Below are 22,952 nucleotides of genomic sequence, written 5' to 3'. Positions count from 1 at the left end.
AACTCGTAACATGCCCGAAATAGACATGAAGCCGCGCAGTCGCGTCGTCACCGATGGAATCGAAGCAACCACCTCGCGCGGAATGCTTCGAGCTGTCGGCATGGGAGATGCCGACTGGGAGAAGCCGCAGATCGGCATCGCGAGCTCGTGGAACGAGATCACGCCCTGCAATCTGTCGCTCGACCGTCTCGCCCAGGGCGCCAAAGAGGGCGTGCACTCCGGCGGCGGCTACCCGCTTCAGTTCGGCACCATCTCCGTCTCCGACGGCATCTCGATGGGTCACGAGGGCATGCACTTCTCCCTGGTGTCGCGCGAGGTCATCGCCGACAGCGTCGAGGTCGTCATGCAGGCCGAGCGTCTCGACGGCTCGGTTCTTCTGGCCGGATGCGACAAGTCTCTGCCCGGCATGCTCATGGCCGCTGCCCGGCTCGACCTGGCGAGCGTCTTCCTCTATGCGGGTTCGATCGCACCGGGGTGGGTCAAGCTCTCCGACGGCACCGAGAAGGACATCACGATCATCGACTCGTTCGAGGCTGTCGGCGGAGTGAAGGCCGGCACCATGAGCGAGGCCGACGCGAAGCGCATCGAGTGCGCGTTCGCGCCCGGCGAGGGCGCCTGCGGTGGCATGTACACGGCCAACACCATGGCCAGCGTCGCCGAGGCCCTCGGCATGAGCCTGCCGGGCTCCGCATCTCCCGCTTCGGCCGACCGTCGTCGCGACTACTACGCGCACCGCAGCGGCGAGGCCGTCGTCAACATGCTGCGCCTCGGCATCACCACCCGCGACATCCTGACCAAGCCCGCGTTCGAGAACGCCATCGCCGTGGCGATGGCGCTCGGGGGCTCGACCAACGTCATCCTGCACCTTCTCGCGATCGCCTACGAGGCTGAGGTCGACCTCACGATCGACGACTTCAACCGCATCGGCGACACCATTCCGCACCTCGCCGATATGAAGCCGTTCGGCCGCTACGTCATGAACGACATGGACCGCCACGGTGGCCTGCCGGTGCTGATGAAGGCTCTGCTCGACGCCGGTCTGCTGCACGGAGACGTGGTCACGGTCACGGGCAAGACGCTGGCCGAGAACCTGGCCGAGCTCGACCTCCCCGGGCTCGACGGCAAGGTGCTCCGCACGCTCGACAACCCCATCCACCCGACGGGTGGCCTCACGGTACTCAAGGGTTCACTCGCTCCTGAGGGTGCGGTCGTCAAGACGGCCGGATTCGATGCCGCGGTCTTCGAGGGGCCTGCGAAGGTCTTCGAGCGCGAGCGCGCCGCGATGGACGCCCTGACCGAAGGATTGATCGAGCACGGCGACGTCGTGGTGATCCGCTACGAGGGCCCGAAGGGCGGCCCCGGAATGCGTGAGATGCTCGCCATCACGGCCGCCATCAAGGGAGCCGGCCTCGGAAAAGATGTACTACTATTGACCGACGGCAGATTCTCAGGCGGCACAACCGGACTGTGTATCGGCCACATAGCACCCGAAGCGGTGGACGCAGGTCCTATCGCCTTCGTGCGCGATGGTGATCTAATACGGGTCGATATCGCCGCTCGCTCCCTCGAGTTACTCGTCGAGGCCGATGAGCTTGCAGCCCGCCGAGACGGCTGGGCCCCTCTTCCCCCGCGCTATACCCGTGGCGTTCTGGCAAAGTACTCCAAGCTCGTGAAGTCGGCAGCGACCGGCGCCATCACGGGGTAGTACCGCGCTCCACCCTCATCACCGTTCGTCTGCTCAGTGCACAGGCGACAAGCTGTGCAGGCACCAAGCTAGGAAAACAACATGCCCGTGGATCCATCTCCCGTGCCAAGCTCTCCGACGTTCCCCAGGCCGGCCTCCTCGTCCGCCGGAGCGAACACCCCTGACATCCTGACGGGCTCGGGAGCGATCCTGCGCTCGCTCGAGCACCTCGGGGTCAAAGACGTCTTCGGGCTTCCCGGCGGCGCGATCATCCCCTTCTACGACGAGCTCATGGCGTCGACGACGATCAGGCACATCCTCGTTCGGCACGAGCAGGGCGCCGGTCACGCGGCCGAAGGCTACGCCTCGTCGACGAACAAGGTGGGCGTCGCCATCGCGACGTCGGGCCCCGGCGCCACCAACCTGGTGACGGCCATCGCCGATGCCTACATGGATTCGGTTCCCGTGCTCATCATCACCGGTCAAGTCTTCTCGACCCTGATGGGCACCGACGCCTTCCAAGAGGTCGACATCGTGGGAATCACGATGCCGATCACCAAGCACTCCTTCCTGGTCACCAAGCCGGAGGACGTTCCCGCGACCCTCGCTGCCGCGTACCACATCGCATCCACAGGCCGGCCCGGCCCCGTGCTCGTCGACATCACGAAAGATGCCCAGCAGAAGTCGGCACCGTTCGTGTGGAACCCGAAGGTCGACCTCGCGGGCTACCGCCCGGTCACCAAGGCGCACGGCAAGCAGATCCAGGCCGCGGCGCAGCTCATCCTCGAGGCGAAGAAGCCGGTGTTCTACGTCGGCGGCGGAGTCATCCGGGCTCAGGCATCGCCTGAGCTCGCCGTGCTCGCCGAGACGACAGGAACGCCTGTCGTCACCACGCTGATGGCGCGCGGTGCTTTCCCCGACTCGCACGAGCAGAACCTCGGCATGCCGGGCATGCACGGAACGGTTCCCGCCGTTCTCGCCCTGCAGGAGAGCGACCTCATCGTCGCACTCGGAGCGCGCTTCGACGACAGGGTCACGGGCAAGGTGAGCGAGTTCGCTCCCAATGCCAAGATCGTGCACGTCGACGTCGACCCCGCGGAGATCGGCAAGATCCGTGCGGCAGACGTTCCCATCGTGGGAGACGCGAAAGACGTGATCGCCGATCTCACCAAGGCGTTCGTGGCCACGTCTGCGGCCACAGAGACGAAACCAGACATCGCCGACTGGTGGGAGTATCTGCGCGGTCTGCAGGTCGAGTTCCCGCTCGGCTACGCCGAGCCCACCGACGGCCTGCTCTCGCCTCAATACGTGATCAAGCGCATCGGCGAGCTGTCCGGTCCCGAGGCGATCTACGCATCCGGCGTCGGCCAGCACCAGATGTGGTCGGCGCAGTTCATCAAGTACGAGCGACCTAACTCCTGGCTCAACTCCGGTGGTGCCGGCACCATGGGCTACTCGGTTCCCGCCGCCATGGGCGCGAAGGTCGCGGAGCCCGATCGCCTCGTGTGGGCGATCGACGGCGACGGATGCTTCCAGATGACCAATCAGGAACTCGCGACCTGCACCATCAACAACATCCCGATCAAGGTCGCGATCATCAACAACTCGTCACTCGGCATGGTGCGGCAGTGGCAGAGCCTGTTCTACGACGGACGGCACTCGTTCACAGACCTCAACACCGGTCACGGCACGGCGATGGTGCCCGACTTCGTGAAGCTCGCCGACGCGTACGGCGCTCTCGGCATCAGGGTCACCAAGGTCGAGGAGATCGACGCGGCGATCAAGCTCGCGATCGAGACCAACGACCGACCGGTGGTGATCGACTTCATCGTGAGCCGAGACGCCATGGTCTGGCCGATGGTTCCGCAGGGGGTCAGTAACTCGATGATCGAACACGCACAGCAGATCGCCCCAGAGTGGGATGAGGAGTAGACCATGAGCCACCACGTTCTCTCCCTGCTCGTCGAAGACAAGCCCGGCCTGCTCACGCGGGTCGCCGGCCTCTTCGCCCGCCGCGGATTCAACATCGAGAGCCTCGCCGTGGGCGCATCCGAGATCGAGGGTCTTTCGCGCATCACGGTCGCCGTCGACGTCGAGGAGCTGCCGCTCGAACAGGTCACCAAGCAGCTGAACAAGCTCATCAACGTGATCAAGATCGTCGAGCTCGAGCCCGACCAGTCGGTTCAACGCGAGCACATGCTCGTGAAGGTGCGGGTCGACAACTCGACGCGGTCCCACGTGCTCGAGGCTGTGAATCTCTTCCGAGCTCGCGTCGTCGACGTCTCTACCGATGCTCTGGTCATCGAGATCACAGGCGACTCGGGTAAAACGAGTGCGTTCCTGCGCGTCGTCGAGCCATACGGAATTAAGGAGTTGGCTCAGTCGGGCCTGCTCGCCATCGGCCGCGGATCGAAGAGCATCACCGAACGCGTCTTCAAGAACTAAGAGGCCTGTTCCCTGAGCTCGTCGAGGGGAACGGCCACCGAACACCCACATAACAAGGAGCAGTAATAAAGTGACCGAAATCTTCTACGACAAAGATGCAGACCTGTCGCTCATCCAGGGCAAGAAGGTGGCCGTCGTCGGCTATGGCTCGCAGGGCCACGCCCACGCGCTCAACCTCCGCGACTCGGGCGTCGATGTCGTCATCGGACTGAAAGAGGGATCGAAGTCGATCGCCAAGGCTCAGGAGGCCGGTTTCACGGTGCTCAGCGTCGCCGATGCGACCGCCCAGTCCGACGTGATCGTGCTGCTCGCACCCGACCAGTTCCAGCGTCACATCTACCGTGACGACATCGCTCCCAGCCTCAAGCAGGGCGCGACGCTCGTCTTCGGTCACGGCTTCAACATCCGCTACGACTACATCCAGGCGCCCGACGGCGTCGACGTGATCCTGGTCGCCCCCAAGGGCCCGGGCCACACCGTTCGTCGCGAGTACGAGGCAGGCCGTGGCGTTCCCGTCATCGTCGCCGTCGAGAAGGACGCCTCGGGCTCGGCCTGGGACCTCGCATGGTCGTACTCGCGTGCGATCGGCGGACTGCGTGCCGGTGGCATCAAGACCACCTTCACCGAAGAGACCGAGACCGACCTGTTCGGTGAGCAGGCCGTTCTCTGCGGCGGTGTCTCGCAGCTCGTCCAGTACGGCTTCGAGACGCTCACCGAGGCGGGCTACCAGCCGCAGATCGCCTACTTCGAGGTGCTGCACGAGCTGAAGCTCATCGTCGACCTCATGTGGGAGGGCGGCATCGCGAAGCAGCGCTGGAGCGTCTCCGACACGGCCGAGTACGGCGACTACGTGTCCGGCCCCCGCGTCATCACGCCCGACGTCAAGGCGAACATGCAGGCCGTTCTCGCCGACATCCAGAACGGCGCGTTCGCGAAGCGCTTCATCGATGACCAGGATGCCGGAGCCCCCGAGTTCCTCGCGCTCCGCGAGAAGGGTGCCCAGCACCCCATCGAGGCCACGGGCAAGGAGCTTCGCGCTCTGTTCGCCTGGAAGCAGCAGGATGCCGACTACACCGACGGCTCCGCCGCCCGGTAGTCTCCTGACTCACAGTACGACGGCCGCCCCGACTCAGTCGGGGCGGCCGTCGCCGTTTCTCCGATTCGCTGCCCGTACGGGCCTGTCGCTCGTCGTCGCGTACGTCGTGATCGACGTGGTCTTGCAGCTTCTGCCACCTCACTACAGCCCGATATCCGACGCCGAGAGCAATCTCGCTGTCGGACCTTTCGGCTGGGCGATGAACCTCAATTTCCTCGCCAGAGCGGGTATGACGTTCTGCGTGCTCCTTGTCGTCGCTCGCATCGGACCGAGCACCCTGACAAGGCGACTGGGTTCGCTGCTTCTCGCGGTGGCCGGTCTGTGCTCGGCCGCGCTGGTGTTCTTCCCGACCGATGTGAATGCGCCCGGGGAGTTCGGCATCGCACCCACGACGACGGTGGGCGCGGTGCACGTGGCGTTCGCCACCATCGGGTTCCTTGCCGCCCTCGCCGCCATGATCCTTCTCACGCTATGGATGCGTCGGGTACCCGAGATGGTCGGCGTGCTCCGAAGGGCTGCCATCATGCTCGGTGTCGCTGTGGTCGGACTCGTCTCGCTCGCGGTGTCGATCGCGTGGATTCCGTCGATGCTCGGCCTCACGGAGCGCATCTGCCTCGCCGGAATCCTCGGCTGGGCGTTCGTCGTCTGCCTCGGAGCACGACCTCTCGACCGGCGACGATCGTCGCGGCGAAGGGAATCGCACGCGCGAGCTGCGAGTTGAGAGGATCATGGACGCTGTGAACAACACCTCTACCTCCGCCGCCGAAGCCGACTTCCTGCGCTTCCGCCAGACTCGCCACCGCTACGTCACCTCGCCGCAGGGTCCGCTGGCCCTCGTCAGCACTACGGAGATCGACTCCGAGCGCTCCATCGACGGCGTGCCCGGCCTCTGGGCGCCCACCCCGGCCGGCGGCGGCGTGACGGTCACCGCGGTCGCGACCGACGGCATCCGCGTCGACGGCGAGCTGGTCGACGGCACGGTCGACATCGCCGGATCCGACACCGTCGTTCCGTCGACGCTCTCCTTCGGCGGGGGAGTGACAGGCACGGTCTACTCCGGACTCGAGGGGCACTACATCGTGCGCGTCTGGGACCCGGCCAACGAGAAGGCCGAGAACTTCGATCGCATCTCCGCTTACGCGTTCAAGCCCGAATGGGTTCTCGAGGGAACGTTCACGCCGACCGAGAAGCGCGCCATCGGCATCGAACACATCAAAGACGACGGTCGCCTGCGCGACGAGGTTCTTCCCGGCGACATCGACGTGGTGATCGGCGGGCAATCGCGCACACTCGCGGCCTTCGAAGACGAGGGAAAACTGCTGCTCGTCTTTCAGGATCTCACCACGGGTGACGAGACCTACGACGTGGGGCGCTTCCTCGCTGTGCGTCCTCGCCGAGACGGCACGGTCGAGCTCGACTTCAACCGCGCCTACATTCCGCCGTGCGGATTCTCCGACTGGTTCAACTGCCCGATGCCTCCGCAGCAGAATCGCTTCGTGTTCCCTGTCGATGCGGGAGAGAAGCGCGTCCTCTCGGTTTAGCGTCTGCGGCGAGCGGCTAACCTTGCCTACATGACCAGCCGCAACGACGATGCCCTGAGCTGGGCCGGCGACGACGACCCCACGCTGACGCCACCCATCCAGTCGGGCGAAGCCGCAGAGGTCAGGCCCGCGAACACCGAGCGGCCCGAGGCTCCGACCGTTCTCGAGCAGGCTGAGCTCGCCGAAGACGCCGAGGTCGAGGCAGAGCTGGCCGCGGCCGAGAAGGCGTCGGCGCAGCTGAGCTCCGCGGCCCTGATCACGCTGGGAATCCTCGGCGGCGTCTACCTGCTCTTCACCATCGGGTGGGGCATCGTGGTGGCCCGCACGACCGTCACATTCTTTCCACTCGACAGCCTCTTCCTCGAGATCTGCTTCCGTATCGGGCAGTTCCTCTCGATTGCCGCGGCGCCGCTGTGGTTCGTGTCCACCCTGCTGCTCACGCAGAAGAGAACCTGGCGATCCCGCCTCGGCTGGCTGTTGCTCGGAGTCTTCGTGCTCGTGCCCTGGCCCTTCATTCAGGGAGCATAGGACCTCGCCATGACCAAGAACACCGCAGCACAGCCCGCCGCCGCCACACACTCGAGCTTTCGCGAACTCACCTTCTCGAAGAAGGTCGGCTGGGGCATCGCCCTGCTCTTCGCTCTGATCTCCGCCATCTGGGTATGGGTCGGGGTGGCCAACCTCTTCGAGGCGATCGCCACCTTCGGTCTCGGCCTCACCGGTCTGTCGTGGCTCGTCTTCATCGGCTCGATCGCCGCGCCGATCGTCACCTACGGGGTGGGCTTCCTCGTCGGTTGGCGTCTGCCTGCATGGGCGAAGGCGATCGTCTTCCTCGTAGCCCTCGCCGTAGCGATGGTGATCAAGGCCGACCTGGAGTCGCTGCTGCTCGGCGGGCTCTAGGCGGCGACGCCGACCCACACGATCAAGGCGGCCAAGACGCTCTGGGCCACCAGTCGCGGCCAGAACGGGATGGCGACCGCGCCGAAACGCTCCCGATGGGCAGCCGCGTACGCGTTCGCGGGAAAGACGGCGGCAAGGAAGACGACGAGCGCGATGGCCGCCGCGAGCCGGGTCTGCGGCACGAGCAGGCCGACTCCGCCCGCGATCTCACAGGCTCCTGTGAGGTAGACGAGGTTCAGAGGGGCGAAGAGGCCGTCGCGGCGAAGCGACGGCGGGATCATCTTGGCCATGACCCGCGCCGACTTCGGAACGAAGTGGTTGATGCCCATGGCGATGAAGACCACCGCGATAGCGATGCGGACGATCGTCACTATTACGGTCAGAGTCGCATCGGTCATGTGCTCATTGTGCCTGCCCCTAATATGGTTCTGGCCGCGCAGTCCCGCGGAAATCCTCTTTACAGAGCCAAACCGAAGGATCCGATCCGTGTCGAAACCGGTCGTCTTGATCGCCGAAGAACTCTCACCCGCCACTGTCGAGGCGCTCGGCCCCGACTTCGAGGTGGTCAACGTCGATGGAACCGACAGGCCGGCACTGCTCTCCGCATTGTCGACGGCCGACGCCATCCTCGTGCGCTCTGCGACGAAGGTCGACGCTGAGGCCATCGCCGCGGCGCCCCAGCTCAAGGTCATCGCGCGTGCCGGTGTGGGTCTCGACAACGTCGACATCAAGGCGGCCACGGCCGCCGGCGTCATGGTGGTCAACGCCCCCACGTCGAACATCATCTCGGCCGCAGAACTCACCGTCGGCCACATTCTGAGCCTCGCCCGTCACATCCCGGCCGCTCACTCCGCTCTCGCCGAGGGCAAGTGGAAGCGCAGCGCCTACACCGGCGTCGAACTCTACGAGAAGACGATCGGAATCATCGGTCTCGGCCGCATCGGCGCGCTCATCACGGCACGCATGCAGGCCTTCGGCACGAACGTCGTCGCCTACGACCCCTACGTCACCTCGGCTCGCGCGCAGCAGCTCGGCGTCACGCTGCTCAGCCTCGACGAGCTGCTCGCCCAGAGCGACTTCATCACCATCCACATGCCGAAGACGCCCGAGACCACCGGCATGATCAGCGACGAGCAGCTGGCGCTGATGAAGCCCACCTCGTTCATCGTCAACGTCGCCCGCGGCGGTCTCATCGACGAAGACGCGCTCCACCGGGCGCTCACCGCCGGAACCATCGCGGGAGCCGGACTCGACGTGTTCGTCAGCGAGCCGCCCACCGATTCGCCGTTGCTCGCCCTGCCCAACGTCGTGGTCACGCCCCACCTGGGCGCATCCACCGACGAGGCGCAGGAGAAGGCGGGTGTCTCGGTGGCCAAGTCGGTTCGCCTGGCCCTGTCGGGCGAGCTGGTTCCGGATGCCGTGAATGTGGCCGGCGGAGTCATCGACCCGACGGTGCGCCCCGGCATCCCGCTGGTCGAGAAGCTCGGACAGGTGTTCTCCGGCCTCGCGCACAGCCCGCTCACCAGCGTCGATGTCATCGTGCGCGGCGAGATCGTCGACTTCGACGTGAGCGTTCTCAAGCTCGCCGCCCTCAAGGGCATCTTCACGAACGTCGTCAGCGAGACGGTCTCGTACGTCAACGCACCCCTGCTCGCCGAGCAGCGCGGCGTGACGACGCGCCTGATCACCGAGGCGGTCTCCGAGGAGTACCGCAACCTCATCACGCTCGAGGGCGCGCTCAGCGACGGATCGCAGATCTCGGTATCGGGAACGCTGACCGGAACCAAGCAGATCGAGAAGATCGTCGAGATCAACGGCTACGACGTGGAGGTTCCCTTCGCAGAGCACCTCATCGTGATGACCTACGACGACCGCCCCGGAATCGTCGCCATCTACGGCAAGGAGTTCGGCGACGCCGACATCAACATCGCCGGAATGCAGATCGCACGGCACGTGGCCGGCGGCAAGGCGCTCAGCGTACTGACCGTCGATTCTCCCGCCCCCGACGAGCTGCTCGAGAAGCTGCGTACGGCCATCGACGCCGACTCGCTGCAGGAGATCGACCTCACGGAGTAGGAACCCGTTCGCTGAGCTTGTCGAAGCGCTCTACAGGCCCTTCGACAGGCTCGGGGAACGATGGCCTCAGTGGCCTGAGCGCTGTGCTGTTACCTCGGTGATCAGATCGACGAGATCGTCGATGTCCGAGCTGGTGAGCTCGGCCGTCTCCGGAGTCATGGACTCGGGGAGGAATGCCGAGCCGTAGGCGAGGCCGTCGCTGATCAGCATGATCGCGCGCGACAGCACCGGGTCGCCCGTGCTCTCGAGCACGATCTGGTACCAGGCGTCGTTGGCGGCGCGGAGTGCGTCGCGCGCGGTCGAATTCGACGCTTGCGCGAGACGCGAGGTCGCTACGAGCGCCTTGTCGAGGGCGCTTCCCGTGGCCATCGACGAGCGGATCAGCTGGGCGACGGGCCCGGCCGGCGAGGCGCGGATGGCCTCGACATCGCTCGCCACGAGTTCTGCCAGGCGTTGGAGCACGCCCGCGATCAGGGCCTCTTTGGAGCCGAAGTGATACAGCAGCCCGCCCTTCGACACGCCTGCCGCGGCGGCTACCGCATCGAGTGTCGCTGCGCGCTCGCCGTGCTCGCCGAGCAGTTCGGCGAAGGCATCGAGGATGCGGTCGCGAGTGGATGACGCGGCGGGCGCGACGGAGTCGGTCGGCGGGTTCTCTGGGGTGGCGGGCATCGGTTCGATGGTAGCCGCCTCGGCGGCATCGGGTGTCCTCGACACAAAATCATCGGGCCATCGGGGAATGCGGAGACGATATCCGCCGTTGAGGAGGTGGCTACTGTACCGACTGGACGGTATAGTGATAGCCGTACCGCATACGAAACGAAACGAAGAAACACAGATCATGGCTCTGCTCACGACCCCCACGCCCGCCCAGCGCTCCGACGCCGCGCGGCCGCCCCGCGCCTCCCTTCGCAATTGGCTCGCGTTGGCCGTCTTGATGCTGCCCGTGCTCATCTCCAGCGTCGACAACACGGTGCTGAGCTTCGCACTGCCGGTGATCTCCGAGTCGCTTCGACCGTCTGCCGCAGCGCAGCTCTGGATCATCGACGCCTACCCGCTGGTGCTCGCGGGGCTGCTCGTGGCCATGGGTAACCTCGGCGACCGCTGGGGTCGACGTCGCCTGCTGCTGATCGGCGCCACGGGGTTCGCTCTCGTGTCGATCGTCGCGGCCTTCGCACCCACGGCCGAACTGCTGATTCTCGCTCGTGCCGGCCTCGGCTTCTTCGGTGCCATGCTCATGCCGTCGACGCTCTCGCTGTTGCGCAGCATCTTCCTTGATCGCCAGCAGCGTCGACTCGCGATCGCCATCTGGGCGTCCGGCTTCGCCGCGGGCTCCGCGCTCGGCCCCATCGTGGGCGGCATCCTGCTCGAGCACTACTGGTGGGGTTCCGTCTTCCTCATCGCCGTGCCCGTGTTGATTCCGCTGCTCGTGTTCGCGCCGCTACTCGTGCCCGAGTCTCGAGACCCGCACCCGGGGCGCATCGACGTCGTGAGCATCGGCCTCACAATGATCACGCTGGTTCCCTTCGTTTTCGCGATCAAGGAGTTCGCGACGCACGGCTTCGAATGGCTCCAGGTGCTTCTGGTGCTGACCGGCGCGGCGGCGGGAACGCTCTTCGTGCGCCGTCAGCTCTCTCGGGAGAACCCCATGCTCGACATGAGGCTGTTCCGTCGCGGCGTGTTCACCGGCGCCGTGCTCATCAACCTGGTGAGCGTCTTCTCGCTCGTCGGGTTCCTCTTCTTCGTCTCGCAGCATCTGCAGCTCGTGCTGGGGATGCGCCCCCTCGACGCGGCTCTGGCGCTGGTTCCCGGGCTGATCGTGATGGTCGTGGCGGGTCTCGTCGTCGTTCCCATCGTGCGCATCGTCAGGCCGAGTGTCGTCGTCGCGACCGGTCTTGCACTCGCCGGCACCGGCTACGCCATCATCATGGTCACCGGGCAGCACGCGAGCGAGGCGACACTGGCGATCGCGTTCGCTGTTCTTGGCCTCGGTATCGGCGCTGCGGAGACGATCTCGAACGACTTGATCATCTCGTCGGTGCCCGCAGACAAGGCCGGCGCGGCATCCGGGGTATCGGAGACCTCGTACGAGCTCGGAGCCGTGCTCGGCACCGCCGTGCTGGGCAGCATTCTGACAGCGGCCTACCGGGGCGGGGTCAGCCTGCCCGCCGGGCTCAGCTCCCAGGATGCGGACACGGCACGAGAGACGCTCGGTGGAGCTGTCTCGGTGGCCGAGTCGGTCGGTGGTCCGGCCGGAGCCTCCCTGCTCGAGTCGGCTCGCGCGTCGTTCGACAGCGGCGTGGTGCTCACCTCGGGGATCGGCGTCGGCCTGATGGCGCTAGCGATCGTGCTGGCCCTGGTCTCTCTGCGCCGAGCTCGCTCCGAGGGCTGAGAGTCGCGACTCGACGACCTGTGAGAGGGCCGCCCGGTCGCTGCCGTCCAGCCAGGCCGCGTTCACCGCGTTCCGGGTGAAGTCGGCGAACTCGGGCAGCCCGTAGCCGAGAGCGCGGGAGAGTGCTCGGAAGTCGTTGACGGCATCGGTGCCGAACATGGGCGGGTCGTCGGAGTCGATGGTGATGCGCAGGCCCGCGTCGACCATCTGGGCGATCCGACGGTGCGATCCGTCGCCGCTCCCGGAGTACCGGCCGATGTCGGAGCTCACGGGAGTGCATGTGAAGGTGATGCCTTCCGCCACGCACCGCGCCGTGATGCGGGCGTCGTCGACGACGTGGTAGCCGTGGTCGATGCGCTCTCCTCCGAGCTCGTCGAGGATGACCTCGATGTTCGCGGGTGGGCCGCTCTCGGAGTGGGCGGTGCGATGAAGTCCTGATCGGCCCGCGAGCCTGAACGCCTCGATGAAGCGCGCCGGAGGCCCGATCGACTCGGAGTAGTCGAGGCCGATGCCCACGACCTCGTCGATGCGGTACTCGAGGACTTGCTCGACCAGCTCGACTGCGGCCGACGTGGAGTCGTTGCGGTTGAGGCCGATTACCATGCGACTGGTGATGCCCGTCTCCGCCTCTGCGTCGCGCATGCCCGCCAGCACGCCGTCGATGATCGTGCGATAGGACACGCCCGGATGCCCGGGTGGGCTGAGGAAGATCTCTCGGTGCACGACGCCGAGCGCCGCCCCTCCGTCGGTCAGGGTCTCGAAGGCGACCCGGCGGAAGTCGTCGGCGTCTCTCATGACGGAACCCGCGACATCCAGTACGCGCAGAAACTCGTTCAGGTCCTCGTAGGAGCCGTGGTCGTACAGCGACTCCGCGTCGCGACCACCGTCGAGGACGACGTCGTGCTTTCGAGCGAGATCGAGCACCGTCTGGGCCGAGACAGCCCCGATGAGGTGGTTGTGCAACGACACCTTGGGAAGCGCGACAAGGAGCGCCTCCGTGGCGCCGTCGAGAGGATCGTCCATCGCCTCAGGTGCTGCTCTGGGCGCCGCGGACGGCGCGAGCCGGGTGCCACTCAGGCACGTCGGACTCTCCGGTCAGCATGCTGCGAAGGGTGCCAGACCGGGGGACATGAGGCAGAAGCCCGCGCTCCCTCAGAACGGGCATCAACTGCTCGACGAAGTCGCGATAGCCCTCGTAGCCGCCGTACCAGTTCTCGACGAGGAACCCGTCGATGTCGGTCTCCTCCACGAGAGCCGCGATTTCGGTCGCGATCGACTCGGCAGTTCCGGTGAAGCGCATCCCGCCGAAGGTCGATGCGAGCGAGTCGAGGATCTCGCCGATGGTCGGGCTCGAGCCGTTCGGATTGCGCCACATCTCGATCATCGTGTGGCCCACCTCGGTCGAGACGGAGTCGAGTGTCGCCTCGGGGTCGAGGGCGCCGAGGTCGACTCCTGACCAGCCGAGGAACAGGGCCGCGGTCGCCTCCCTGGAGGGGGTGGCGTTGAGCTCCGCCCGCAGGCGCTGCGCCTCCTCCGCCGTGTCGGCGATGACGAAGCTCGCCCCGTTGATGATCTTGACGGAGTCGGCCGGTCGACCTGCGGCGACGGCCTGGGCGCGCAGGCGGGTGACGGTCGCCGAGAGTCGAGCAGCTTCCCTGTCCTGAGTGAACACGCATTCGGCGTACCGCGCGGCGAAGGCGGTCCCGGCTGCCGAGGTGCCCGCCTGGAAGAGGGTCGGTGTGCGCTGCGGAGACGGAGTGGCGGGGAAGTAGCCGTCGAACCGGAAGTATTTTCCCTCGTGCTCGATGCGGTGCACTTTCGTGGGATCGGAGAACGTGCGGCTCGCCTTGTCGGCGAGGACCGCGCCGTCGTCCCATGCCTCTTCCCAGAGGCGCAGCGTCAGATCGACGAACTCGGTCGCGCGGGCGTAGCGCTCGTCGTGAGGCGTCACATCCGTCTGGCCGAGCAGGCGCACGAGGGCCTGCTGATTGTCGCTCGTGACGATGTTCCAGCCCATCCGTCCGCCGGTGAGGTGGTCGAGGGTGGTGAAGGTGCGTGCGTTGAGCAGCGGGTGCTGGGCCGTCGTCGATGCTGTTGCGACGAAGCCGATGCGCGGGGCAGCAGTCGCGAGACCGGAGATCAGCGCGAGCGGATCGTGAACGGGGAACTGCACGGCGTCGCGGATGACGGCCTCGGGCACCTGCCCGGCGTCGTTCATCGGATAGCCGATGGCCTCTGCCAGAAAGAAGAAGTCGAACCCGGCCGCGTCCAGGCGGGCCGCCAGGTCCTGCCAGAACTCCAGCGTCGCGAACGCACTGGTGTCTCCTCGCTCATGGTGCCACGCGTTGGCGATGAAATTCGGGGTGAACTCCTCGAACGCCCCGAGTACGAGCTGTTTCGTCATGACTCCTCGCCGATGTCCTCGTTCCACAGCGCCGGGTTGCCCTCGATGAACGCAGCCATCATCGTGATGAGCTCAGGATCGTTGACCACGGTGACCTCGCAGCCGTGTTCCGCGACCCAGTCCTGGCCGCCCAGAAAGTTCTCGTCGTCTCCGACCACGACGCGGCCGATTCCGAACTGGCGCACGAGGCCCGAGCAGTACCAGCACGGCGAGAGAGTGGTGACCATGACCGTGTCTCGGTAGCTGCGCTGGCGCCCGGCGTTGTGGAAAGCGTTCGTCTCGGCGTGCATCGCCGCGTCGCCGTCTTGTACGCGGCGGTTGTGGCCGCTGCCGAGCAACACCCCCGCGCTGGTGAACAGGGCTGCGCCGATCGGGATGCCGCCTTCCGCGGCTCCCTTTCTCGCCTCGTCGCGAGCGACGGACAACTTGTCTGCGTCGGTCTCGTAGATCACGCGGAGGCCTCCACTCGCTCGGCTGGCATCGTGGTCGTCTCGGCCGACAGGGGAGGTCCGAGAACCGGCCGGATCAAGCGGAAGACGACGACGTACAGCAGCCCGGCGACGACGAAGCCGACCAGCGCTGTGAGATCGCCGATCTCAGGCGCGACTCGCACGAGCAGGCCGACGTAGACGGCCTGGTTGGAGAAGAGCCCGATCGAGACCACCGCGGCGACGACGAACGCGACGATGCCTGCGGGGTTGCGGTACTTGTTCTTCTCGTCGACGACGAGTGCCAGCACGGCTGTCCCGCGCCGCAACCAGCGATCGGCGAGAACGATGCCGAGCCACGGTGCGATCCAGTAGGCGATCACGAGCAGGAAGTTCTCATAGCTCGCGCCGGCGTCAGGCACGGCGAGCAGGGCGATCACGAAGCCCAGCACGCCGAAACCGAGCGCCACGATGGCCCGGCGCCGTTCGAAGGGAATCTTGATGCCGATCGCGAGGAAGGACATCGACCCGGAGTAGATATTCAGCGCGTTCGCCGAGATGGCTCCCACGGCAATGGCAAGCAGCGTGAGAGCCGAGATCCAGCCGGGCATGCCAGCGGTGAACGAGTCGGTGGGGCTGGCGTCCTCGGCCAGACCGGTGTGCACGATCGTGGCGGATGCCGCACCCACGATCATGAGAAAGCTGGTCGAAACGAAGTTGCCCAGACCGGATGCGACGGCGATGGTTCTGCGGTTCGTGCCGGCTGGTAGGTAGCGGGTGTAGTCCGAGGCGTACGGGTTCCAGCCGGCCGTGTATCCGAACGCGGCGCCGGCCGCGAGCATGAAGCCCGCGAAGCCGCCGAATCCGCCGGAGCCGTCTCCGCTTGCTGGGGCCGATGTGTCGGCGTTCACCAGGATGAAGATGCCGGCGACCAGGAAGATCGCACCCAGCACGAACATGGCGTACCGCTCGAAGAGCTGCACGATGTCGTGGCCGACGAATGCGACCGTCACCTCGACGACAACCACGATGGCGAGGGTGAGCACCGGGCTCCAGCCCGTAAGAGTGGCCAACGCGAAGGCCCCGCTGATGGAATTGACGGCGAACCAGCCGAGCCCGGCCATGGCCGTGTTGAGACCGGCAGGAATGATGTTGCCCCAGAACCCGAATGCCGTGCGACCGAGCAGCATCTGGGCGAGACCTTCGCGCGGCCCCCAGGTCGACAGGAACCCCTGGCTCAGGCTTCCCAGGAAATTGCCCAGCAATACCGCGGCCACCGCCTGCCAGAAGCTCAGGCCGAAGTAGAGAACGGCGATGACTCCCACGAAGATCGTGGCGAACTCGAGGTTGGGTGAGGACCAGGTCGCGAACAACTGCCACGGTGACCCGTGGCGCCTGTTCGACGAGATCGGCTCGATGCCTCCGGGCTCGACGAGTCGCGTTTTCGGGGGTGCGGTCACTGTCATGATCGGAGCCTAGAACCGCCGAACTCGCAGAAGCCTGCGTTGCGACAACGCGTTACAGGCCATTTACACGATCGAAACGAAAGCGCTCTGTCGAACCCGGGTCATCTCAGCCGAGCCGGGTGTTGACGATTCCACCATCGATGTCCATGACGGTGCCGTGCATGAACGACGCCTCGTCCGACGCGAGGTAGCGAACGGCGAAGGCGATGTCGACCGGCCGAACCGGGCGGCCGGCGGCCGTCGCTGCGGTCATGATTGCGAGGATCTCCGCGCTGTCGGCGTTGCCCGGGGTGCTCGTCGCGCCCGGTGCGACAGTGTTCACGTTGACTCCCTGCGGCCCGAACTCTGCCGCCCAGGTGCGCGTCATCTGTTCGAGGGCGGCCTTCGATGCCGTGTAGATGGCGCCGAACGGAACACCCACGCGGGACATCCACGAGCCGATATTGATGATCGACCCGGTGCCGCGCTCGGCCATCGCGGGGGCGAATTCGGCAACGAGCACGTGGGGTGCACGCACGTTGATGGCCAGCACCGCGTCGAGGTCCGCGTCGGAGAGATCCGCTGTGGGCGGCGCCGGATAGATTCCGGCGTTGTTGACGAGGATGTCGACGCGTCCGCCGAGCGCTTCCTTGGCAAGTCTGGCAAAGGTGCGTAGATCGTCGTAGCTGCCGGCCAGGTCCGCGGTCACGACGTGGGCCGAACCCCCCGCATCGATGATCGAGCTCGCAACCTCCTGGGAGCGGGCGTCGTCGCGGCCGTTGACGACCACGGTGGCACCGGATGCGGCGAGCACTCGGGCGATGGCCTCGCCGATTCCGCTGCTGGAGCCGGTGACGACGGCAGTGCGCCCTGCCAGGCGGGCATCTGTGGGAAGGGACTGGAGAATTTCTTGATTGGACTTCATGGTCCATTCCTAGCATTAAATGGACCTTGTGGTCCAATGCGTTAAGCTGAACAGATGGATTCGTCGAAGATCACCGAGCGAGGGCGCCTGACGCGCCAGCGGATCATCGAGGCCACGGGGGAGCAGATCCTCGCGTCGGGAATCGGCGGCACCACACTCGACACGGTGCGAGCGGCCACCCTGACCAGCAAGAGCCAGCTGTTCCACTACTTTCCTGGCGGCAAAGCGGAGCTGGTTCGTGAGGTCGCCGCGTGGGAAGGACGACAGCTTCTCGAAGCGCAGGAGCCCGAGATTCATGATCTCGGGTCGTGGGAGTCCTGGGAGCGCTGGCGGCGAATGCTTGTCGAGTACTACATCGCCCGGGGCCGTTGGGCATGTCCGATCGGCTCGCTCGCGACGCAGGCCGCGACGACCGACTCCGATCTGGCAAGTGCGATCGCGACGACGATGCGCGACTGGCGTGAGCAGCTCGCCGACGGGGTTCGGCGCATGAAGGCAGCGGGATCGGTCGACAGCTCGGCCGATTCGCAAAGGATCGCCACCGTCATCCTCGCGGCGATCCAGGGCGGTCTAGTACTCAGTCAACCCGAGCGGTCCGCGTGGCCGCTGGAAGCCGCGCTCGACAACGCTCTGGCGCCGCTTCACCACGTCGCAACCACCCGGTAGGTGTGGACAAGTAACCTTGCACGTATCGATTCCGCACCGATCCAACGCAGGAGCACTATGTCGCGCACCATCAGACTCGCCGTCATTCCCGGAGACGGCATCGGCCCCGAGGTCGTCGCCGAGGCGGTGAAGGTGCTCGACGCCGTGGCGCCGTCTGCCGGACTCGTCATCGAGAAGACGCACTTCTCGCTGGGCGCGACCCGTTTTCTCGAGACCGGCGACGTGCTGACCGACGAGGATCTCGCATCCATCTCGTCGCACGACGCGATTCTGCTCGGCGCCGTCGGGGGAGTGCCCGGCGACCCGCGTCTCGCGAACGCGAACATCGAGCGAGGTCTGCTTCTGAAGCTGCGCTTCACGCTCGACCACTACGTGAACCTGCGCCCCACCACGATCTACCCCGGCGTCGACAGCCCGCTGTCGAATCCGGGCGAGGTCGACTTCGTGGTCGTTCGCGAGGGAACCGAGGGGCCGTACGTCGGCAACGGCGGAGCCATCCGCGTCGGAACGCCTCACGAGATCGCGAACGAGGTGTCGATCAACACGGCGTACGGGGTGGAGCGAGTGGTGCGTTTCGCCTTCGAGCTGGCTCAGTCACGCGCTGCCAAGAAGCTCACGCTGGTGCACAAGACGAACGTGCTGACCTTCGCGGGAGGAATCTGGCGCCGGCTCGTCGACACGGTCGGGGCCGAGTTCCCCGAGGTCGCGGTCGACTATCTGCACGTCGATGCGGCCACGATCTTCCTGGTCACCGACCCTGCTAGATTTGACGTCATCGTCACAGACAACCTCTTCGGCGACATCCTCACCGATCTGGCCGGCGCAATCAGCGGCGGAATCGGCCTGGCGGCCTCGGGCAACATCAACCCCGACGGAGCCTTCCCCAGCATGTTCGAGCCGGTCCACGGATCCGCGCCCGACATCGCAGGCAAGCAGATCGCCGACCCCACGGCCGCGATCCTGTCGGTGGCACTCCTGCTCGATCACCTCGGGGTTCCGGATGCCGCGGGCACGGTCCGCGAGGCCGTGACGGCCGACATCACCACCCGGCAGGCAGACAGCCCGCGCGCGACCAGCGCCGTGGGTGACGCCATCAGAGACGCCGTGACCGCGTCGCTCGCCCGCTGACACCGAACCTTTTCGACTAAGGAACCCGCAATGACCGATCTCGACAGCACCTTCCCGCTCACGTTCACCCTCACGCCCTCGGAGACGGTGCGTGCCGAGGTCGAGCGCGAAGCCATCCTCGCCGACCCGGGTTTCGGCAAGCACTTCACCGACCACATGGTGAAGATCGACTGGACCGTGAACGACGGCTGGCACGACGCGGCTGTCATCCCGTACGGTCCGCTGCTGCTCGACCCCGCGGCAAGCGTTCTGCACTACGCCCAGGAGATCTTCGAGGGATTGAAGGCGTACCGTCATGCAGACGGCTCGGTCTGGACCTTCCGCCCGGAGAAGAACGCGGAGCGCCTGCAGCGCTCGGCTCGGCGTCTCGCGTTGCCCGAGCTCTCGACCGAGGACTTCGTCGAGTCGCTCAAGCAGCTGATCGCGGCCGACGGATCGTGGGTTCCCGAGGGTGGCGAGACGAGTCTCTACATCCGGCCGTTCATGTTCGCCAACGAGAGCTTCCTCGGCGTGCGCAGCGCGCAGAAGGTGGGGTACTACGTGATCGCGAGCCCCGCCGGTGCCTACTTCCCCGGCGGTGTGACCCCGGTCTCGATCTGGCTGTCGACCGACTACGCGCGCGCCGGCCGCGGCGGCACGGGTGCGGCGAAGACCGGCGGCAACTACGCCTCCTCGCTGCTGCCCCAGGAGGAGGCCTACGCCAACGGCTGCGCGCAGGTGCTGTTCCTCGACTCGTCAGAGGGCACATACCTCGAGGAGCTCGGCGGCATGAACGTCTTCCTCGTGAAGAAAGACGGCACGCTGGTCACCCCCGAATCGTCGAGCATCCTCGACGGTGTCACTCGCGACAGCATCATCGAGCTGGCCAAGGCTCGCGGCCACAAGGTCGAGCACCGCAAGGTGACGCTCGACGAGTGGCGTGACGGAGTCGCATCCGGCGATGTGGTCGAGGTGTTCGCCTGTGGCACCGCCGCAGTGGTGACCCCGATCGCCGCGCTGAAGGGCGACGGCTTCGTGGTCGGCGATCCGGATGCCCCGGCCGGCGAGCTCACGATGTCGCTGCGTCAGGAGCTCACCGACATCCAGTACGGTCGCATCCCCGACGTCAACGGCTGGCTGACCCGCCTCGACGCGTAGCTCTCGCTACGGCCGCGGGCGGCCTGCTCGATCAGCGAGCTTTGTTACTCGCGCTCGCGGTCGTCAGCCATCTCGAGGTAGCCACTGAGCGCTGCGATGAACTCGTGGCTCGGAACGTGGCTCGGGTCTGCCTGAACCTTGACGTACTCGGCCTGCAACTCGTCGATGGCCTGGTCGATCTCGAGTACGGCGAGGGCGTTGCGCTGCTCGTTGTCGAGGCTCACGAGGAATCCGATCGCGCGGTCGATGTCGGCCGCTCCGCCGAAGGAATAGTCGGACATGGTTGTACTCCTCGAAGCTTGCTCTGTACGGGCGAGGAGTTGCTCGCCCCTCGATAGCGTAGCGTTCGGGCTAGGCTCGGGAGCGTGAAAATAGCGCGCTTTACGGTCAGCGGGGGAGAGCCCCGGTTCGGAATCGTCGATGAGACGGAGATCGTCGTTCTCGTGGGCGACCCCATGTTCGTGGGCTACGAGACCACCGAGGAGCGGGTGCCTCTCGACGCGAATGTCAAGCTGCTCGCCCCGGTCATCCCTCGCTCGAAGGTCGTTGCTGTCGGCAAGAACTACGCCGAGCACGCGGCCGAGATGGGCGGCGAGGCACCCACGACGCCCCTCATCTTTTTGAAACCCAACACGTCCGTGATCGGCCCGGGCGACGCTATCCAGTTGCCGCGCGAGAGTTCGCAGGTCGAGCACGAGGGCGAACTCGCCGTCGTGATCGGCAGCATCGCCCGCGACGTCAAGAAGGAGGACTACGCCGACGTGGTCTTCGGCTATACGATCGCGAACGATGTGACGGCCCGCGACATCCAGAAGTCCGACGGCCAGTGGGCCCGCGCCAAGGGCTACGACACGTTCTGCCCGCTCGGCCCGGTCATCGAGACCGAGTTCGACTTCTCGGATGCCGCCATAGAAGTGCGCGTAGACGGTGAGTTGCGCCAGAGCGGCAACACGAACCAGATGATCCACTCGATTCCCGAGATCATTGCGTTCGCATCGAGCGTCTGGACCCTGCTGCCCGGCGACGTCATTCTCACGGGAACGCCCGCGGGCGTCGGTCCGTTCGTCGACGGCCAGAAGGTCGAGATCTCGATCGCGGGTCTCGGCCTGCTGAGCAACCCGGCCAAGAACCGCTAGTCGAACGCACTCCTCGGTAGGATTGAGGAGGTATGTCGAATCCCTCCTTGCACCCTGTGTCCACCGCCTCTGGCGCCGACGTTCGCGTTCGGTTCTGCCCGTCGCCCACCGGTACGCCGCACGTCGGCCTGATCCGCACCGCCCTGTTCAACTGGGCGTATGCCAGGCACACGGGCGGCAAGCTCGTCTTCCGCATCGAAGACACCGACGCGGCGCGCGACTCGGAGGAGAGCTACGGTCAGCTGCTCGACGCGCTGCGCTGGTTGCGCCTCGATTGGGATGAGGGCATCGACGTCGGCGGTCCCGACGCGCCCTACCGTCAGTCTGAGCGCACGGACATCTACCTCGAGGTCATCGAGAAGCTCAAGGCCTCCGGCCATCTCTACGAGAGCTTCTCGACCGCCGAAGAGATCGACGCGCGCAACGAGGCCGCAGGCCGCGCCAAGCAGCTGGGCTACGACAACTTCGACCGCACGCTCACCGACGAGCAGCGCGCGGCGTTCAAGGTGGAGGGCCGCCAGCCCGCGCTGCGACTGCGCGTTCCCGACACCGAGCTGAGCTTCACCGACCTGGTTCGCGGTGACATCACGTTCCCCGAAGGCTCGTTCACCGACTTCGTGGTCGTGCGCCCCAACGGGGCCCCGCTCTATACCCTTGTCAACCCGGTCGACGATGCGCTGATGCACATCACGCACGTTCTTCGCGGAGAAGACCTGCTCTCTTCGACGCCCCGGCAGATCGCCCTCTATCACGCGCTCATCGACATCGGCGTGGCCGAGTGGGTGCCGCAGTTCGGCCACCTGCCCTACGTCATGGGCGACGGCAACAAGAAGCTGTCGAAGCGCGACCCGGAGTCCAATCTCTTCCACCACCGCGACCGTGGCTTCATTCCCGAGGGCCTCGTCAATTACCTCGCGCTGCTGGGCTGGTCGCTCACCCACGACCGCGATGTCTTCTCGATCGACGAGATGATCGCCGCGTTCGACGTGAAAGACGTCAACCCCAATCCGGCCCGCTTCGACCTGAAGAAGGCGGAGTCGATCAACGGCGACCACATCCGCATGCTCGCCAGCGTCGATTTCGCGGCCCGCATGATTCCCTATCTCGTGCGTGACGGCATCCTGACCGAACCGCTCAACGACTACCAGGAGCAGCTGCTGCTGAAGGCGGCGCCGCTCGTGCAGGAGCGCATGGCTCTGCTGGGCGATGCTCCGGCCATGCTCGGCTTCCTGTTCGTGCAGGGCGCGAACCTCGAGTACCAGCCGGATGCCCTGGCCGGGCTTCCCGAGAACGCCGGGCTCGTGCTCAGCGCATCGATGAACGCCCTCGAACTGATCGAAGAGAGCAACTGGAACGCCGCCGAAATCCAGGCTGCGTTGCAGGCTGCGCTGATCGACGGTCTCTCGCTCAAGCCTCGTGTGGCGTATGGCCCCCTTCGTGTTGCCGCATCGGGACGCAAGATCTCGCCGCCGCTCTTCGAATCGTTCGAGTTGCTCGGCAAGGCGGAGTCGATCGCTCGCATAGACCGCCTCTCGAGCCGGATGGCCTAGCC

At 66.0% G+C, this 22,952-nt stretch carries 23 protein-coding genes; 15 read left to right on the top strand and 8 right to left on the bottom strand.

Annotation, left to right across the window (positions count from 1 at the left end):
- Positions 1 to 10: 10 nt before the first annotated feature.
- The 8 genes from ilvD to ASE64_RS02080 all read left to right on the top strand — a co-directional run bounded on the left by ilvD (position 11) and on the right by ASE64_RS02080 (position 7,666).
- Positions 11 to 1,705 carry a dihydroxy-acid dehydratase gene (gene ilvD, locus ASE64_RS02115; RefSeq protein WP_055775253.1) on the top strand — a complete coding sequence of 565 codons (1,695 nt, stop codon included), beginning with the start codon at positions 11 to 13 and terminating at the stop codon, positions 1,703 to 1,705.
- Positions 1,706 to 1,786: 81 nt separating this feature from the next.
- On the top strand, positions 1,787 to 3,616 hold the full coding sequence (locus ASE64_RS02110; protein ID WP_055775249.1) for an acetolactate synthase large subunit: 1,830 nt from the start codon (positions 1,787 to 1,789) through the stop codon (positions 3,614 to 3,616).
- Between the two features lie 3 nt (positions 3,617 to 3,619).
- Entirely contained in the window at positions 3,620 to 4,129 is a 510-nt protein-coding gene (gene ilvN / locus ASE64_RS02105) for an acetolactate synthase small subunit (RefSeq protein ID WP_055775244.1), read from the top strand.
- A 70-nt stretch (positions 4,130 to 4,199) separates the two neighbouring features.
- Positions 4,200 to 5,225 carry a ketol-acid reductoisomerase gene (gene ilvC / locus ASE64_RS02100; protein WP_055775241.1) on the top strand — a complete coding sequence of 342 codons (1,026 nt, stop codon included), beginning with the start codon at positions 4,200 to 4,202 and terminating at the stop codon, positions 5,223 to 5,225.
- Positions 5,191 to 5,946: a DUF998 domain-containing protein gene (locus tag ASE64_RS02095; RefSeq protein ID WP_055775238.1), complete on the top strand. Its 756-nt coding sequence runs from the start codon at positions 5,191 to 5,193 to the stop codon at positions 5,944 to 5,946. The genes ilvC and ASE64_RS02095 overlap by 35 nt, the downstream gene beginning before the upstream one ends.
- Positions 5,947 to 5,962: 16 nt before the next feature.
- Entirely contained in the window at positions 5,963 to 6,766 is an 804-nt protein-coding gene (locus tag ASE64_RS02090) for a DUF1684 domain-containing protein (protein ID WP_055777293.1), read from the top strand.
- A 30-nt stretch (positions 6,767 to 6,796) separates the two neighbouring features.
- Positions 6,797 to 7,294 (top strand): hypothetical protein, encoded by a 498-nt coding sequence (locus tag ASE64_RS02085; protein ID WP_055775235.1) that lies wholly within the window; start codon positions 6,797 to 6,799, stop codon positions 7,292 to 7,294.
- A gap of 9 nt (positions 7,295 to 7,303) precedes the next feature.
- Positions 7,304 to 7,666 carry a hypothetical protein gene (locus tag ASE64_RS02080; RefSeq protein ID WP_055775233.1) on the top strand — a complete coding sequence of 121 codons (363 nt, stop codon included), beginning with the start codon at positions 7,304 to 7,306 and terminating at the stop codon, positions 7,664 to 7,666.
- Here ASE64_RS02080 and ASE64_RS02075 read toward each other — a convergent pair.
- Positions 7,663 to 8,064, bottom strand: coding sequence for a DoxX family protein (locus ASE64_RS02075; protein WP_055775230.1), 402 nt, complete (start codon positions 8,062 to 8,064; stop codon positions 7,663 to 7,665). The genes ASE64_RS02080 and ASE64_RS02075 overlap by 4 nt on opposite strands.
- An 88-nt stretch (positions 8,065 to 8,152) precedes the next feature.
- On the opposite strand from ASE64_RS02075, the gene serA reads away from it, so the two are divergent.
- Positions 8,153 to 9,742: a phosphoglycerate dehydrogenase gene (gene serA / locus ASE64_RS02070; RefSeq protein WP_055775227.1), complete on the top strand. Its 1,590-nt coding sequence runs from the start codon at positions 8,153 to 8,155 to the stop codon at positions 9,740 to 9,742.
- A 66-nt stretch (positions 9,743 to 9,808) separates the two neighbouring features.
- Here the strand turns inward: serA and ASE64_RS02065 are convergent, their stop codons facing one another.
- Complete coding sequence (locus ASE64_RS02065; protein WP_235480468.1) at positions 9,809 to 10,411, bottom strand: TetR/AcrR family transcriptional regulator; 603 nt, start codon at positions 10,409 to 10,411, stop codon at positions 9,809 to 9,811.
- 169 nt (positions 10,412 to 10,580) lie between these two features.
- Here ASE64_RS02065 and ASE64_RS02060 point away from each other — a divergent pair, with 169 nt between their 5' ends.
- Entirely contained in the window at positions 10,581 to 12,131 is a 1,551-nt protein-coding gene (locus ASE64_RS02060; RefSeq protein WP_055775223.1) for an MFS transporter, read from the top strand.
- Here the strand turns inward: ASE64_RS02060 and add are convergent.
- The 5 genes from add to ASE64_RS02035 all read right to left on the bottom strand — a co-directional run bounded on the left by add (position 12,078) and on the right by ASE64_RS02035 (position 17,333).
- Positions 12,078 to 13,154 carry an adenosine deaminase gene (gene add / locus ASE64_RS02055; RefSeq protein ID WP_055775220.1) on the bottom strand — a complete coding sequence of 359 codons (1,077 nt, stop codon included), beginning with the start codon at positions 13,152 to 13,154 and terminating at the stop codon, positions 12,078 to 12,080. The genes ASE64_RS02060 and add overlap by 54 nt on opposite strands.
- Before the next feature lie 4 nt (positions 13,155 to 13,158).
- Positions 13,159 to 14,535, bottom strand: a complete 1,377-nt coding sequence (locus ASE64_RS02050; protein ID WP_055775217.1) for an NtaA/DmoA family FMN-dependent monooxygenase — start codon at positions 14,533 to 14,535, stop codon at positions 13,159 to 13,161.
- The gene (locus ASE64_RS02045; RefSeq protein WP_055775214.1) at positions 14,532 to 14,987 is read right to left on the bottom strand and encodes a nucleoside deaminase; all 456 of its coding nucleotides are present in this window, start codon (positions 14,985 to 14,987) and stop codon (positions 14,532 to 14,534) included. Before ASE64_RS02045 ends, ASE64_RS02050 begins: the two co-directional genes overlap by 4 nt.
- Entirely contained in the window at positions 14,984 to 16,429 is a 1,446-nt protein-coding gene (locus ASE64_RS02040; RefSeq protein WP_055775211.1) for a purine-cytosine permease family protein, read from the bottom strand. Before ASE64_RS02040 ends, ASE64_RS02045 begins: the two co-directional genes overlap by 4 nt.
- Positions 16,430 to 16,535: 106 nt before the next feature.
- A complete protein-coding gene (locus tag ASE64_RS02035; RefSeq protein ID WP_055775208.1) occupies positions 16,536 to 17,333 on the bottom strand; it encodes an SDR family NAD(P)-dependent oxidoreductase in 798 nt (265 codons plus the stop codon).
- Positions 17,334 to 17,387: 54 nt separating this feature from the next.
- Between ASE64_RS02035 and ASE64_RS02030 the strand changes: the two genes are divergently transcribed.
- From ASE64_RS02030 to ASE64_RS02020, 3 genes are read left to right on the top strand one after another with little or no spacing between them, the layout of a single operon-like run.
- On the top strand, positions 17,388 to 17,999 hold the full coding sequence (locus ASE64_RS02030) for a TetR/AcrR family transcriptional regulator (RefSeq protein WP_055775205.1): 612 nt from the start codon (positions 17,388 to 17,390) through the stop codon (positions 17,997 to 17,999).
- 57 nt (positions 18,000 to 18,056) lie between these two features.
- Positions 18,057 to 19,127: a 3-isopropylmalate dehydrogenase gene (locus ASE64_RS02025; RefSeq protein ID WP_055775203.1), complete on the top strand. Its 1,071-nt coding sequence runs from the start codon at positions 18,057 to 18,059 to the stop codon at positions 19,125 to 19,127.
- A 30-nt stretch (positions 19,128 to 19,157) separates the two neighbouring features.
- Positions 19,158 to 20,264 (top strand): branched-chain amino acid aminotransferase, encoded by a 1,107-nt coding sequence (locus tag ASE64_RS02020; protein ID WP_055775199.1) that lies wholly within the window; start codon positions 19,158 to 19,160, stop codon positions 20,262 to 20,264.
- A 44-nt stretch (positions 20,265 to 20,308) separates the two neighbouring features.
- On the opposite strand, the gene ASE64_RS02015 is transcribed toward ASE64_RS02020, so the two are convergent.
- A complete protein-coding gene (locus tag ASE64_RS02015; protein WP_055775196.1) occupies positions 20,309 to 20,545 on the bottom strand; it encodes a hypothetical protein in 237 nt (78 codons plus the stop codon).
- A gap of 84 nt (positions 20,546 to 20,629) precedes the next feature.
- Here ASE64_RS02015 and ASE64_RS02010 point away from each other — a divergent pair, with 84 nt between their 5' ends.
- Together ASE64_RS02010 and gltX are read left to right on the top strand one after the other, a co-directional pair.
- Entirely contained in the window at positions 20,630 to 21,400 is a 771-nt protein-coding gene (locus ASE64_RS02010; RefSeq protein WP_055775193.1) for a fumarylacetoacetate hydrolase family protein, read from the top strand.
- Positions 21,401 to 21,432: 32 nt separating this feature from the next.
- Entirely contained in the window at positions 21,433 to 22,950 is a 1,518-nt protein-coding gene (gene gltX, locus ASE64_RS02005; protein WP_055775190.1) for a glutamate--tRNA ligase, read from the top strand.
- Positions 22,951 to 22,952 lie beyond the last annotated feature (2 nt).

The sequence above is a fragment of the Agreia sp. Leaf210 genome (genome assembly GCF_001421485.1).
In the GTDB taxonomy this organism is placed as follows: Bacteria; Actinomycetota; Actinomycetes; order Actinomycetales; family Microbacteriaceae; genus Agreia.
This window is presented reverse-complemented; position numbering and strand designations above follow the sequence as displayed.

Coding starts and splice junctions, on each gene's coding strand:
- ilvD (WP_055775253.1), top strand. CDS start 11: ATGCCCGAAATAGACATGAAGCCGCGCAGTCGCGTCGTCACCGATGGA.
- ASE64_RS02110 (WP_055775249.1), top strand. CDS start 1,787: ATGCCCGTGGATCCATCTCCCGTGCCAAGCTCTCCGACGTTCCCCAGG.
- ilvN (WP_055775244.1), top strand. CDS start 3,620: ATGAGCCACCACGTTCTCTCCCTGCTCGTCGAAGACAAGCCCGGCCTG.
- ASE64_RS02095 (WP_055775238.1), top strand. CDS start 5,191: ATGCCGACTACACCGACGGCTCCGCCGCCCGGTAGTCTCCTGACTCAC.
- ASE64_RS02085 (WP_055775235.1), top strand. CDS start 6,797: ATGACCAGCCGCAACGACGATGCCCTGAGCTGGGCCGGCGACGACGAC.
- ASE64_RS02080 (WP_055775233.1), top strand. CDS start 7,304: ATGACCAAGAACACCGCAGCACAGCCCGCCGCCGCCACACACTCGAGC.
- ASE64_RS02075 (WP_055775230.1), bottom strand. CDS start 8,064: ATGACCGATGCGACTCTGACCGTAATAGTGACGATCGTCCGCATCGCT.
- ASE64_RS02065 (WP_235480468.1), bottom strand. CDS start 10,411: ATGCCCGCCACCCCAGAGAACCCGCCGACCGACTCCGTCGCGCCCGCC.
- ASE64_RS02060 (WP_055775223.1), top strand. CDS start 10,581: ATGGCTCTGCTCACGACCCCCACGCCCGCCCAGCGCTCCGACGCCGCG.
- add (WP_055775220.1), bottom strand. CDS start 13,154: ATGGACGATCCTCTCGACGGCGCCACGGAGGCGCTCCTTGTCGCGCTT.
- ASE64_RS02050 (WP_055775217.1), bottom strand. CDS start 14,535: ATGACGAAACAGCTCGTACTCGGGGCGTTCGAGGAGTTCACCCCGAAT.
- ASE64_RS02040 (WP_055775211.1), bottom strand. CDS start 16,429: ATGACAGTGACCGCACCCCCGAAAACGCGACTCGTCGAGCCCGGAGGC.
- ASE64_RS02035 (WP_055775208.1), bottom strand. CDS start 17,333: ATGAAGTCCAATCAAGAAATTCTCCAGTCCCTTCCCACAGATGCCCGC.
- ASE64_RS02030 (WP_055775205.1), top strand. CDS start 17,388: ATGGATTCGTCGAAGATCACCGAGCGAGGGCGCCTGACGCGCCAGCGG.
- ASE64_RS02025 (WP_055775203.1), top strand. CDS start 18,057: ATGTCGCGCACCATCAGACTCGCCGTCATTCCCGGAGACGGCATCGGC.
- ASE64_RS02020 (WP_055775199.1), top strand. CDS start 19,158: ATGACCGATCTCGACAGCACCTTCCCGCTCACGTTCACCCTCACGCCC.
- ASE64_RS02015 (WP_055775196.1), bottom strand. CDS start 20,545: ATGTCCGACTATTCCTTCGGCGGAGCGGCCGACATCGACCGCGCGATC.
- gltX (WP_055775190.1), top strand. CDS start 21,433: ATGTCGAATCCCTCCTTGCACCCTGTGTCCACCGCCTCTGGCGCCGAC.